The 12,202-nt window shown below is 63.9% G+C and carries 13 protein-coding genes; all 13 read right to left on the reverse strand.

Features of this window, described 5'->3' with window-relative positions:
- Positions 1 to 12: 12 nt before the first annotated feature.
- Positions 13 to 1,479, reverse strand: coding sequence for an amidase (locus tag G6N44_RS13755; RefSeq protein WP_163664799.1), 1,467 nt, complete (start codon positions 1,477 to 1,479; stop codon positions 13 to 15).
- Positions 1,479 to 1,901: a YybH family protein gene (locus tag G6N44_RS13760; RefSeq protein WP_163664801.1), complete on the reverse strand. Its 423-nt coding sequence runs from the start codon at positions 1,899 to 1,901 to the stop codon at positions 1,479 to 1,481. The genes G6N44_RS13755 and G6N44_RS13760 overlap by 1 nt, the downstream gene beginning before the upstream one ends.
- Entirely contained in the window at positions 1,898 to 3,052 is a 1,155-nt protein-coding gene (locus tag G6N44_RS13765; protein WP_163664803.1) for an LLM class flavin-dependent oxidoreductase, read from the reverse strand. The genes G6N44_RS13760 and G6N44_RS13765 overlap by 4 nt, the downstream gene beginning before the upstream one ends.
- A gap of 165 nt (positions 3,053 to 3,217) precedes the next feature.
- Positions 3,218 to 4,552 (reverse strand): phenylacetate--CoA ligase PaaK, encoded by a 1,335-nt coding sequence (paaK, locus tag G6N44_RS13770; RefSeq protein ID WP_163664805.1) that lies wholly within the window; start codon positions 4,550 to 4,552, stop codon positions 3,218 to 3,220.
- 27 nt (positions 4,553 to 4,579) lie between these two features.
- On the reverse strand, positions 4,580 to 5,683 hold the full coding sequence (gene paaE, locus G6N44_RS13775; RefSeq protein ID WP_163664807.1) for a 1,2-phenylacetyl-CoA epoxidase subunit PaaE: 1,104 nt from the start codon (positions 5,681 to 5,683) through the stop codon (positions 4,580 to 4,582).
- 1 nt (position 5,684) lies between these two features.
- Positions 5,685 to 6,209 carry a 1,2-phenylacetyl-CoA epoxidase subunit PaaD gene (gene paaD / locus G6N44_RS13780; RefSeq protein ID WP_163664809.1) on the reverse strand — a complete coding sequence of 175 codons (525 nt, stop codon included), beginning with the start codon at positions 6,207 to 6,209 and terminating at the stop codon, positions 5,685 to 5,687.
- Positions 6,209 to 7,126: a 1,2-phenylacetyl-CoA epoxidase subunit PaaC gene (paaC, locus tag G6N44_RS13785; RefSeq protein ID WP_163664811.1), complete on the reverse strand. Its 918-nt coding sequence runs from the start codon at positions 7,124 to 7,126 to the stop codon at positions 6,209 to 6,211. The genes paaD and paaC overlap by 1 nt, the downstream gene beginning before the upstream one ends.
- A 19-nt stretch (positions 7,127 to 7,145) precedes the next feature.
- Entirely contained in the window at positions 7,146 to 7,430 is a 285-nt protein-coding gene (gene paaB / locus G6N44_RS13790; protein WP_163669922.1) for a 1,2-phenylacetyl-CoA epoxidase subunit PaaB, read from the reverse strand.
- Between the two features lie 65 nt (positions 7,431 to 7,495).
- The gene (gene paaA, locus G6N44_RS13795; RefSeq protein ID WP_163664813.1) at positions 7,496 to 8,464 is read right to left on the reverse strand and encodes a 1,2-phenylacetyl-CoA epoxidase subunit PaaA; all 969 of its coding nucleotides are present in this window, start codon (positions 8,462 to 8,464) and stop codon (positions 7,496 to 7,498) included.
- Between the two features lie 80 nt (positions 8,465 to 8,544).
- The gene (locus G6N44_RS13800) at positions 8,545 to 9,345 is read right to left on the reverse strand and encodes an enoyl-CoA hydratase/isomerase family protein (protein WP_163664815.1); all 801 of its coding nucleotides are present in this window, start codon (positions 9,343 to 9,345) and stop codon (positions 8,545 to 8,547) included.
- A 23-nt stretch (positions 9,346 to 9,368) separates the two neighbouring features.
- On the reverse strand, positions 9,369 to 10,238 hold the full coding sequence (locus tag G6N44_RS13805) for a 3-hydroxyacyl-CoA dehydrogenase family protein (protein ID WP_163664817.1): 870 nt from the start codon (positions 10,236 to 10,238) through the stop codon (positions 9,369 to 9,371).
- The gene (locus G6N44_RS13810) at positions 10,235 to 10,975 is read right to left on the reverse strand and encodes an enoyl-CoA hydratase/isomerase family protein (protein ID WP_163664820.1); all 741 of its coding nucleotides are present in this window, start codon (positions 10,973 to 10,975) and stop codon (positions 10,235 to 10,237) included. Before G6N44_RS13810 ends, G6N44_RS13805 begins: the two co-directional genes overlap by 4 nt.
- Complete coding sequence (locus tag G6N44_RS13815) at positions 10,972 to 12,192, reverse strand: thiolase family protein (protein WP_163664822.1); 1,221 nt, start codon at positions 12,190 to 12,192, stop codon at positions 10,972 to 10,974. The genes G6N44_RS13810 and G6N44_RS13815 overlap by 4 nt, the downstream gene beginning before the upstream one ends.
- Positions 12,193 to 12,202 lie beyond the last annotated feature (10 nt).

Consider the following 12,202-nt stretch of genomic DNA (forward strand, 5'->3'; position numbering starts at 1 on the left):
TGCCTTCTTCGTTCACTCGGCTCGGTGCCGGAGCAGGTTGTCTGACAGTTCGGTTGAGATGGCGGGCATCCGGTGGTGCCATGAGCGAGTCGATTCAAGCTCGGCCGCGAGCTGAATCAGGTCCGCCTCTTGAAATATCCGTGCCCCCAGCTGGATCCCGATCGGGACGCCGAAGGTCGTGCTGAATCCCGCCGGAACGTTGATCGCGGGCGCCCCGGTGACGTTGTAGAGCGCACACGTCGGATAGGGGTTAAGGATGCGGCGCACCCACTCGGCGGCCGTATCGTCAACATTGTCCTGGTTGAGGTGGCCAATCGGCGGGGCCGCGGTGTTGCAGGTGGGGGTAGCCAAGATGTCCCAATCCGCCATGAAGTCGGCGATCCGGCGCGATACGGTGTTCATCCCGTCGAGTGCATTCATCAATTGCATCGGGCCGAGTTTGTGTCCGGCCTCCGCTGCGGCCAGGGTAGTTGCCTCGAACCAGTTCCGATTCTTGGGTTTACCGGTCATGGTGGCAAGCATGTCCACGGTCGCGGCGGTACAGAAGCACCAAATGGTAGTAAAGGCATCTGCCAACTGCTCCCAGTCCAGCGGCGGGTCGACGAGCTCGACGTGGTGTCCAAGGTCGGCAGCCGCTCCCGCAAACGAACTCATGGCAGTGCGCACGCCATCGTCGATTTTGGTTTCGGACCATTGCCGGGTCGAGACGGCTACCCGAAGCCGGCGTTGACGCCCGACTGCCGAGAGGAACGAGCCATCCGGCGCCGGGGCGCCGTAGCGTTCACCGGGCGCGTATCCGTGCACGTGGTCGAGTAGGGCAGCGGTGTCCCGGACCGAGCGGGTGAGGGCGAACTCGATTGCGTTGCCGAACATGATTTCCTGCTGATTCGGTCCTACCGGAATGCGCCCGCGGCTCGGCTTCAGCCCGACCAGTCCGTTGTGACAGGCCGGGACCCGGATCGATCCACCACCATCACTGGCATGAGCAATCGGCACGGCCCGGCCGGCGACCAACGCGGCCGAGCCGCCGCTGGATCCCCCGGAGCTTCGCTGCGTGTTCCACGGGTTGAGTACCGATCCGTTGAGCAGCGGTTCGGTAGCCGCGTTCAACGCCAGTTCCGGTGTTTTCGTCGTCGCCAGGGTCGCCAGTCCCGCGGCCTTGAACCGGGCCATAAGGATCGAGTCGGCGTCGTAGTCATATCCGTTTGACAGTGCTCGGGTGCCCATACGCATCTTGACGCCCTTGGCGTGGCATCCGATGTCCTTGAGAACAAACGGGACTCCACGAAATGGCGAGTCGGCGGCGAAGTTCAACGGAGTGGGCCACGGGCCCTCGACGAGGGCGTGCACCCTCTCGTCGAGGGCCGCGATGGCTGATCGCGCTGACTCGTGCACTTCCTCGACCGAGAGTTCGCCAGTGCCGATCAGCTCTGCCAGGTCGGTCGCGTCAAACTGCGCGTATTCGTCAAAACTGAGCATCAGTAACTCGGTGTCCCTGAAAGCAGCTCGGGAATGGTCGTCCAGATGTCCTTGTCCATCAACCACATTCCATTCTCGCCCTTCACGAAGGTGATGATGTAGTTGTTGCGCTTGACAACTGGGCCATCGGCGGTGACGAAAATGCCACGCGAAACACCCTCCTCGATGGCTAGCGAGTCACCGACCAACAGATCGGTGACCTTCTCGACGTATTGTTCGGCGAAACCCGCGCCAACCCACTGATTGAACGCCTCCGCGAGTTGCTTCCGTCCGCGCAGCACCGCGCCGTCAGGCAGGATCAGCGTGCACTCTTCGGTGTACAGTTCGACGACCGCGGCGGCGTCCCGCTCTGTTACCGCGCGGCCAAGAGCCTCGTGAAACAGCGGCAGCGTCCGTTGGTTCAGGTCGCTGACGGCAATCACGCGTATGCCTTCGCCGTGTAGCTCGGCCGCTGACGTGGGTCGCCGGGGAGTACGCCGACTGAGCCGTCGCGCACGACAGAGCCCGGATTACTGAAGTGCGGAATAACCCACCGTCCGAAAGCCTCGATGGTCGACATGATTTCGTCATGCGTACCGTAGTCGATCCGTAGTACGACCTCGTCTGCACCAAGTTCTGCCATCCGGTGAATCTGATTGATGCAGTGATCGGGATCGCCGACGAGGACGGTCGGACCGCAGTTCCGCAGATACTCAGGATCATCGATCTTATCGCGCAGCTCGCGAATGTGATCGAAGTGCGCATATCCGGCCGACGACCGTTCGGCAAGCTGCACATAGATGTCATTGATGATGGCGCGAGCCGTCGTGGTCATGTCGCCCAATGCGGCTTCCAGAGCCAAATCGTTGGTCTTGGCACATCGGACGGTGCCGACGAACGCTGCGGCGGACTTCACCGGACGGCGCACAACCGGTGCGAGATCGCTTTCCGGGACATCGTTGTAGGCCGCCAGATACTCGGCGAGAGCCGGCCACCCCGTGTACATGTCGCTGGTGATCATGCCCAGGCCACGGCGACGCGCATCACGAGCGGATTCTGCAGATTGCACGATCTTGAAGAACGGAGGGTGTGGCTCCTGAACGCATTTCGGGGTCAGCCGACGCTCGGGGATCTTGCCCCAGTGCTTTCCGTCGTGGCTGAACGTGTCATCGCTGAGCCCGCGAATGATGAGATCGAGCGCTTCTTCGGCGCGCTCCTTGGTCTCGTCCAAGGACACTCCGAAGGCGTCCAGCTGTAGCAGCGTGTTTCCTCGCGCAACACCGACCTCGACTCGCCCGTTGGACAGGATGTCGGTAGCGGCAGTCTGCTCCGCGATGAGGATCGGATGGATGGCTGAGATCAAGCGGCTCATGTACCGCAGCTTGATGCGGTTGGTCTTCACCGCGACCGCGGAGACCAGGCACTCGGGCACTGGAGTAACCGCCATGTCGCTGAAGAAATGGTGCTCCGACATTCCCCAGGCATGAAAGCCCATCTCTTCTGCGAACACCGCTTCCTCGATGGTGTCCATGAAGCGCCGGTGATGGGTTTCGCCTCGCAGGACGCCGTTCTCTTGGAAGAGCACAAATCGCATTACTTGTCTCCATCGTCGTGGGTTGTCTTGTTGGAGACACGATTCTGTCGTGCACGCTCCTTCCTCGGCACCAGTACTTCTACCTACGTAGGTACCGATCTTCGGTTCGCACTTTTCGCCATCAGCAACAGCACCCGCCTATGGCGCGGACGATCGGTGACCGGCTCAGTCCCGCGAGCGGTTGTCGAAAAGCCGTTTCGCCTTGCCTTCAGACCGGTTTATCGCATTCGGTTCGACGATCTCCACCGCTACCCGCACCCCGATGCCATCTTTGATCCGCTTGGCCAGGGTTCCGGCGGCGCTTGCGCGCTGGTCGGGTGTCGCACCAGGGCGGTTCTCCACCCGCACGGTAAGGGTGTCGAGCCGTCCCACGCGGTCGAGCACGCAGTGAAAATGTGGTGCCAGCACGTCGATTCCGAGTATCAGTTCCTCGATCTGGGTGGGGAAAAGGTTCACCCCACGGAGGATGATCATGTCGTCGCAGCGGCCGGTTACCTTGCGCATACGCCGCATGCTGCGGGCTGTGCCGGGAAGCAACGCGGTGAGGTCGCGGGTTCGGTAGCGAATGATGGGCAGCGCCTGCTTGGTCAACGAGGTGAACACCAGCTCACCTTCGGATCCGTCCGGCAGAACCCGTCCGGTCTCCGGATCGATGATCTCGGGAAAGAAGTGATCTTCCCAGATATGTAATCCGTCTTTGGTTTCCACACACTCTTGAGCCACACCGGGCCCGATCACTTCGGACAGCCCGTAGATGTCGACAGCGTTGATACCGATTTTTTGTTCGAGTTCGGTACGCATCTGCTCGGTCCAAGGCTCGGCGCCGAAGACTCCGGTGCGCAGCGAGGTGCCGCGCGGATCCATGCCGGCGCTCTCCATCGCGTCGAGCAGGGTGAGCATGTATGACGGCGTGACCATGATGGCGTCTGGCTGAAAGTCCGTGATGAGTTGCAGCTGACGTTCTGTCATGCCGCCCGAGATCGGAATGACGGTGCACCCAAGACGCTCTGCGCCGTAGTGGGCTCCCAATCCGCCGGTGAACAGGCCGTAGCCATAGGCGATGTGAACCTTGTCGGTTGATCGCACGCCGGCCGCACGCAGGCAACGGGCCACGAGGTTCGCCCAGGTTTCGATATCTGCGGCGGTGTAACCGACCACGGTCGGACGCCCGGTGGTTCCTGAGGATGCGTGTACCCGCGCCACCTGCGATTGCGGAACGGCGAACATGCCGAATGGGTAGTTGTTCCTGAGGTCGGCCTTGGTGGTGAATGGGAACAGGGCCAGATCACCGAGGTCTTTGACCTCGCTGGGATGAACTCCAGCTTGGTCGAACGCTTTTCGATAGTGAGTGACGTTGTCGTAGGCGTGTTGCAGCGACCACTTCAGCCGGATCAATTGCAGTGCGGATATCTCGTCACGCGATGCAGTCTCGATAGGCTCCAGCTCATCAGGTGAACGCGTCACGCTGCAGCCTGCCGGACGGTCGACGATCTCGGTCATGGCGTACTCCGGTGTGGTGGTGGATTTTTAGGCGTCGAAGTCGACAGTCAAAGAGTCGGTGGTCGGATAGGACTGGCAGGTCAGCACGAATCCGGCTTCGATTTCGGCCGGCTCGAGGGCGTAGTTACGGCGCATGTCGACGGAACCGGCGGTCACCTTGGCACGGCAGGTACCGCATACGCCGCCCTTGCACGCGAATGGCAGGTCGTCCCGGGATCGCTGGGCCGAATCGAGAATCGAAGCGCCGCGGGGAAGGCTGAGGGTGCTCTTCGTACCGTCCAACACAATGGTGACATCACTGACCGGGCCCGTTGTCGTTGCTTCAGCGTGCCGTACCGGAGCCGGTGCGGCTTCTTCGACGAAGAACAGCTCCTGGTGGACGCGGTCAGCCTGCACCCCCAGGTCGTGCAGCGCCTGCTGGGCGTCGGTGACCATACCGAAAGGGCCGCACAGCCAGACGTGGTCGATGGCGGGTATCGGCACCAGGTTCTGCAACAACCCGCGAATGCGGTTGCGGTCGAGTCGGCCGCTGAAGAGGTCAGCCGCGCGCGGCTCGCGTGAAAGCACGTGGATCAGTTGCAATCTGGCGCCGTAGGAGTCCTTGAGGTCGGCAAGTTCGTCGGCGAACATCACGGTGTTGGCTCGCCGATTGCCGTAGAGAAGCGTGACCCGGGACTGCGGATGCGCCAGCACCGATGCGGCGATCGACAGCACCGGTGTGATACCCGATCCGGCGGCGATCAGCACGTGGTGTGCCGCTGTATCGGTGTCTGCGGTGAAGCTTCCTGACGGCGGTTGCAGATCAATCTCGTCCCCCGGCGACAGCTCGTGTACCAGCCAACCCGAGAACGCTCCACCCGGTACTTCGCGGACCCCGATGCGGGGTCTGGTCCCTACCGGCGAGCAGAGGGAATACGTTCGGCGCTGTTCGACTCCGTCGATACTGCGCCGCACGGTTACGGATTGGCCAGGCATGAAGGTGAATTCGTCGGCGTAGTCGTCAGGCACGGTGAACGCGATGGCGGCTGCGTCGTCGCACAGCTTCTGCACTTCGGCGACCCGCACCGTGCGAAACGGCCGGTTGCGCCTGCCACGCCCCGCGGTGGACGCGGACAGTTCGGCGGTGGTCATGTCAGAGTTCCTTGATTCGGTCGAACGGTTCGCCACAGCATCTGCATCGGTGTAGCGACTTGCAGGCGGTTGAACCGAATTCGGACGTTTCCTCGGTGTCGAACGAGTCGCACTGCGGACACTGCACCATCGGGCGATGGCGAACCAGCGTCAGCGGGATGGGTCCCGAAGACTGGGCGCGCACCACATGCGCGGGGGCGATACCGTGCTGCTTGAGTTTTCGCCGGCCATCGTCGGTGATCCAGTCCGAACTCCACGCCGGTGCCAGCGATGTGCGCACCTCCACCCGGTCGTAACCGGCGGCGGCAAGCGCACGTTCGAGATCGGCCCGCATGGTGGCCATCGCCGGGCAACCCGAGTAGGTCGGCGTGATCGTGACGATGATGGTGCCATCGAGGTCTTGGCGAACGTCGCGCAGCACACCGAGGTCGACCAGGGTCAGCATCGGCATCTCGGGATCGGTTACGGTGCAGGAGATGTCACGGGCGCGGGTCAACGAGTCCGGTGCGCAGGTGTCCGTCGTCATCACCACGCCCCGGTGGGATGCGCGCGGGCAACGGACTGCATCTCGGCCAATAGGTAGCTCAACGCTTCGGTGTGGATTCCCTCACGCCCGGATCTACCGGCCACCAACGCGGCCGCCCGCACCGTCGGCCAAGGCAACTCGGATGCCCGCAGAACTTGCTCGACAACGGTGTCGAACTCACCTCGAAGGGTCGACGAGTCCACCGCGGCGCCGGCAGCGTGAAGTCGCTGCTCCACAGGATTCGGCGTGAACAGCTCGTCCACGTAGGGCCACACCGACGTGATCGCCCGCTCGATTCGGCACCGCGATTCAGCTGTGCCGCCGGCCAGCGTGATGAACCATCGGGCAGCGTAATCACGATGGTAGGTCAGTTCTTTGACACCTTTGGCGGCTACGGCGGCCAGCACGGGATCGCGGGACTCGCGAACCCGATCCAGTACGGCCAATCGATAGCAGGAGAACATCAGCAGGCGCGCGATGCTCTCGGCGAAGTCGCCGTTGTCCAATTCGGCCAGTCGCACGCACCGAAAGAACGGCTCGTCTCTGAAGAAGGCCAGCGCGTCCTCGGCGGGCACAGGTGAGCCTTCGGGCAGGGTGGGGACGATGGTCGGATCGGCCGCCGCGGCGCGGGCCAGCAGCAACCTCGCTTGGCCCAGCAGGTCGAGCCCGATATTGGCCAGTGCGACCTCTTCCTCGAGTTCGGGTGCCCGAGTGCACCACTGCGCCAGTCGTTGCGCGCTGATCAGGGCGTCATCGGCGAGCATCAGGCAGTAGGCCGCCAGATCGGCGCCGTCGATGCCGTCAGCCAGAGTGGTGTCGACGCCGGCCAGCGGATCGTCGAAGCTGGTGCCGAAGGCCCATTGGTCATGCGCATCGGAGTCGACCAGGCTGCTGTAGGCAGAGTCGTGGTCAATCATGGTGATCGGCCCTCCTATCTCACATGTGGGGGACGTTGTCGGGGATGTCGTAGAACGTCGGGTGGCGGTAGACCTTGTCGCCGCTGGGCGCGAAGAACGGATCCTTCTCGGCCGGACTGGATGCCACGATGTCGACCGAGCGCACCACCCATAGGCTGACGCCTTCATTGCGTCGGGTGTACAGATCGCGGGCATGCCGCAACGCCATCGCGTCGTCTGCGGCGTGCAGCGACCCGACATGAACGTGGTTGAGGCCGCGCTTGCCGCGGACGAATACCTCATACAAAGGCCATTCCGGGGCGATTTGAGCGCCATCCGACGCAGACGCGGTGCCGTCCGGACCGTCACCGGGGTCGGAATCGACATTCATCACTTTGATCCACCTTCTGATTCGCGGTGTTTGTCGGCGAATGCGGTTGCTGCGTCGCGGACCCACTCACCGTTGTCGTGGGCCTGCTTCCGGTTTGTGATGCGCTCGGCGTTACCCGGCCCAAATCCGTTGACGACATTCATGAACTCGTCCCAGTCGGGTGTGCCGAAGTCATGCGCCCCGCGCTCCTCGTTCCAGCGCAGCTGTGAATCCGGCAGTGTCACACCGAGTATCTGCGCCTGCGGCACGCTCATGTCGACGAAGCGTTGTCGCAGTTCGTCGTTGGTGTGCCGTTTGATGCCCCACGCCATGGACTGTTCGGTGTTGGGCGAGTCGGCGTCGGGCGGTCCGAACATCATCAGCGCGGGCCACCACCACCGATCGACGGCACCTTGGACCATGGCGCGTTGGGCGCCGGTTCCCGACATCATGGTCATCAGCAGTTCGTAGCCTTGCCGCTGGTGAAACGACTCTTCCTTACACACCCGGATCATGGCGCGGGCGTAGGGACCGTAGGAACTGCGGCACAGTGGAACCTGATTGCAGATCGCCGCACCGTCGACCAGCCACCCGATCACCCCGACGTCAGCGAAGGTCAGCGTGGGGTAGTTGAAGATCGACGAGTATTTCTGCTTGCCCTCGATCAGCTTGGCGGTGAGATCCGCGCGGTCGGCGCCGAGGGTCTCTGCCGCCGAGTACAGGTAGAGCCCATGACCTGCTTCGTCTTGCACCTTGGCCATGAGGATGGCCTTGCGGCGCAGGGAGGGCGCGCGGGTCAACCAGTTGCCTTCGGGCTGCATGCCGATGATCTCCGAATGCGCGTGTTGGGCGATCTGGCGGATCAACATCTTGCGGTAGCCATCGGGCATCCAGTCTCGCGGTTCGACACGCAGACCGTCGGCGACGATAGCGTCGAACTCATCAGCCAGAGCAGTACCAACGTGCGTTGATGCGTCGCCGAGAGTCATCGATTCCTCCTAATTACCGACCGAATGATCGGTTATTGCAGTGTGCCGGATCGCAGATTCGAGCACAAGTGGCATTGGGGTTAGCGCCCGGTGAAAACGGGCTTGGTCTTGGCCAGGAATGCCTCCACGGCGGTGCTGTGGTCGCGCGAGTCCCCGAGTCGCTGCTGGGCCACGGCCTCCCGTTCCAGGATGTCCGACAGCGGTGCGACAGCGTTGTCTCTGATCAGCGTCTTGACCGAGGAAAATGCGGCGGTGGGCCCCTCCGCAAGGCGGCCGGCCAGGCCGGTTGCGACATCGAGCAGGGAGCCGTCGTCGACCACCTGGTGCACCAGTCCCCACGCCTGGGCGGTGGCGGCGTCGATGCTGTCGCCGAGCAGGAACATCGCCGTCGCCCGACTGGCCCCGATGAGCCTGGGCAGCGATGCCGACAACGCGGAATCGGCGGCCAGCCCGATACCGGTGAACGCAGTTCCGAACTTCGCGCGGGAACCGGCGATTCGGATGTCGGCGCCCAGCGCCAATCCCAGACCGGCGCCGACACACGCGCCGTTGACCGCAACGACAACCGGAACCTTGATCGCCTCCAAGGCCTGCATGACCGGGTTGTAGTGTTCGCGCACGGTGTCCATCGCATGGGACGGATCGGCCCGCAGCGCCTCGACGTGTTCGGCGAGGTCCTGGCCGACGCAGAAGTTCTTCCCGGCGGCGGTGATGATCACGGCCCGTACCGAGGAGTCTCTATCTGCCGCCGACAATGCTTGCAGCAGTTCATTTTTCATCACACGGTTGAGCGCATTCGACGCTGCTGGACGATTGAACGCAATTGTGGCGACGCCGGCGTCCACCGAGTAGGCGACGGCGGTCGTATCAATTCCAGTCATGATTTCTCCTCTGGGAAGTGTGTTCAGCGGGGCCAGTGGTAGAAGCCCTGCCCGGTCTTGCGGCCGAGGTCGCCGTTGGCGACCTTGTCACGCAACAACTGCGGCGGCTGGAAGCGGGCGCCGAGGGTGGCGTACAGATGCTCGGCGATCGCCAACCGCACGTCCAGCCCGACAAGATCGGTGGAACGCAATGGGCCCATTGGATGGCGGTAACCCAACTCCATCGCCCGGTCTATCGATTCGGCGTCGGCGACGCCTTCCTCGAGCATGCGGATCGCTTCCAGTCCCAGCAGGACTCCAAGCCGACTGGTGGCGAATCCGGACGAATCACACACCACCACCTCGGATTTGCCCAGAGTTCGGACCCATCCCAGCGCGGTCTGCACGATCTCGTCTGACGTCTCGGGTGCACGCACGATCTCGACCAGCGCTGACGCCGGCACCGGATTGAAGAAGTGCATGCCCACCACACGCTGCGGATGCTCCAGTGCCGCAGCCAAATCGGTGATGGAGAGCGAACTGGTGTTGGATGCCAGCACCGCGGTGGGCAGGACGACCTTCTCCACGGCGGTGAGCACGTCAACCTTGGCACTGAAGATTTCAGGTACCGCCTCGACGACCAGCTCGGAATCGGCGGGCAGTTCGGTGATCGAACAGACGGTGCCCAGGCGCGACAGGACGTGTTCAGCCGTATCGACCAGGCCGTCCTTTTCAGCCGCGCGGTGTATGCCGGCGCTCACCCGCTGGAGTGCGGCATCGGCGGCCGCGCGATCAGCTTCGACGATCGTGACCGTCGCGCCTGCGGTCGCGAACACCTGCGCGATACCGGCGCCCATGCGGCCGCCACCGATCACGGAGACAATCGCGGGGAGTTTCCGGGGGTAGGTGGTCATGTGGTTTTCCTCTCCAGGAATCGCGTCATGCGGTCGGACTTGTCGGTGCTCTCGAACAGCACCGCTTGGGCGATGTCGTCGATCAGCGGGTGCGCCGACTCGGCGTCGAGAACAGCCTTGGACAGTCGCAGGGCCAACGGCGCCTGCCTGGTGATGCGGTCGGCCAATGCAGAGGCGGTGGACAGCGCCTCGCCATCGGCCACGACGTCAGCGACCAGGCCGCACCGCAGTGCGGCCGCAGAGTCGAGAATGCGCCCGCCCAGAATCACCTGCTTGGCCACCGATTTGCCGACAAGATCGGTCAGCCGATAACTCGCGCCCGCGGCAGCCATAATGCCAAGTCCCGGTTCGGGATTCCCGAAGCGTGCGCAGGCGCCGGCGACACGGAGATCGCAGGCGTAGGCCAGTTCGGCACCGCCGCCGAGCGCATTGCCCTCCACTGCGGCGATCGTCGGCAACGGTAATGCAGCGATCCGATCGAACACCGTGCGGTTGATCCCCGCCAGCGCTTCGTCGCGTCCCCGGCCGCGCAGTTCGGCGATGTCTGCACCGGCCGCGAAGTCCGTGCCGGCGCCGGTGAGGACAAGGATCCGGGGTTCGACTTCGATCAGGGCGCAGACAGCGTGGAGGTCGGCCACCATCGCGGCGTTGATCGCATTGCGCTGCGCGGGACGATGCAACTCGACGACCACCCGGTCGTCGCCGGTTGTGACGCGCAGGGTTTGATATTCGGTCACAGCGCCTCGATCAACATCGCGACGCCCTGCCCGACGCCCACACACAAGGTGGCCAGGCCACGGGATCCGCCTTCGCGTTCGAGCCGATTCATCAACGTGACGATGAGACGTGCGCCCGAGCACCCCAGCGGATGGCCGAGGGCGATCGCGCCCCCGTCGGCGTTCACGATGCCGTCATCGAGGCCGAGGCGCCGCATCACCGCCACACTCTGTGCGGCGAATGCCTCGTTGAGCTCGACAGCGTCGATATCGTCGACGCGCCAACCCATTCGGTCGAGCACCTTCTGCGTAGCGGGAACGGGTCCCAACCCCATCAGATTGGGCTGCACGCCGACGCTCGCGGCCGCCACCACCCGTGCCCGCACAGACAATCCGTGTCGGCGCACGGCGTCTTCGCTCGCCAACAGCACGGCAGCGGCTCCGTCGGACAGCGGAGAAGACGACCCGGCAGTCACGATGCCGCCGGCTCGGAATACCGGACGCAGGGCTGAAAGCGTCTCGAGCGTCGCCTGACGCCGCGGTCCCTCGTCGGTATCGACGATGCCGGCCTTGGTCTCGATGGGAACGATTTCCTTGACGAAACGGCCCGCGTCCTGTGCCGCAATGGCGCGTGCGTGGCTGCGTAGGGCGAAGGTGTCGGAGTCCGCACGGGTAATGCCGTCCAGGGCCGCCACTTCCTCGGCGGTCTCCCCCATCGACAGCGTCATCTTCACCGTCCCGGGTCCGGCGTCGGCGGGGATGCCGGCGTCCATCTTGGTGAACCGCGGATTGGTGAACCGCCAACCCAGCGAGGTGTCGGACACTTCGCCGGGGCGCGCCCAGGGCGTGCCGGGCTTGGCCATCACCCACGGCGCTCGCGTCATTGATTCGATGCCTCCGGCGACAACAATGTCGGCGTCGCCCGATCGGATCGCCTGCGCCGCAGAGGCAATTGCGGTCAGCCCGCTGGCGCACAGGCGGTTGACCGTGTAGCCGGGGACGGTGTTCGGCAATCCGGCCAACAGGACAGCCATCCGGGCGACGTCTCGGTTGTCCTCGCCTGCCTGGTTGGCCGCGCCCAGGATCACCTCGTCGATCGCGTCGGCCGGGATGCCGGCCCGCGCGACCACCTCGGCGACCACCACGGCGCCGAGGTCGTCTGGTCGTACCGAAGCGAACGCTCCGCCGTAGCGCCCTTGCGCCGTGCGGACCCCATCGACCACAAAGACCTGTTCCACTGCGGACTCC

It is taken from the genome of Mycolicibacterium alvei (assembly GCF_010727325.1).
In the GTDB taxonomy this organism is placed as follows: domain Bacteria; phylum Actinomycetota; class Actinomycetes; order Mycobacteriales; family Mycobacteriaceae; genus Mycobacterium; species Mycobacterium alvei.

Excerpts from the sequence above, each read along its gene's own strand:
- G6N44_RS13755 (WP_163664799.1), bottom strand. The coding sequence starts at position 1,479 with ATGCTCAGTTTTGACGAATACGCGCAGTTTGACGCGACCGACCTGGCA.
- G6N44_RS13765 (WP_163664803.1), bottom strand. The coding sequence starts at position 3,052 with ATGCGATTTGTGCTCTTCCAAGAGAACGGCGTCCTGCGAGGCGAAACC.
- paaK (WP_163664805.1), bottom strand. The coding sequence starts at position 4,552 with ATGACCGAGATCGTCGACCGTCCGGCAGGCTGCAGCGTGACGCGTTCA.
- paaE (WP_163664807.1), bottom strand. The coding sequence starts at position 5,683 with ATGACCACCGCCGAACTGTCCGCGTCCACCGCGGGGCGTGGCAGGCGC.
- paaD (WP_163664809.1), bottom strand. The coding sequence starts at position 6,209 with ATGACGACGGACACCTGCGCACCGGACTCGTTGACCCGCGCCCGTGAC.
- paaC (WP_163664811.1), bottom strand. The coding sequence starts at position 7,126 with ATGATTGACCACGACTCTGCCTACAGCAGCCTGGTCGACTCCGATGCG.
- paaA (WP_163664813.1), bottom strand. The coding sequence starts at position 8,464 with ATGACTCTCGGCGACGCATCAACGCACGTTGGTACTGCTCTGGCTGAT.
- G6N44_RS13800 (WP_163664815.1), bottom strand. The coding sequence starts at position 9,345 with ATGACTGGAATTGATACGACCGCCGTCGCCTACTCGGTGGACGCCGGC.
- G6N44_RS13805 (WP_163664817.1), bottom strand. The coding sequence starts at position 10,238 with ATGACCACCTACCCCCGGAAACTCCCCGCGATTGTCTCCGTGATCGGT.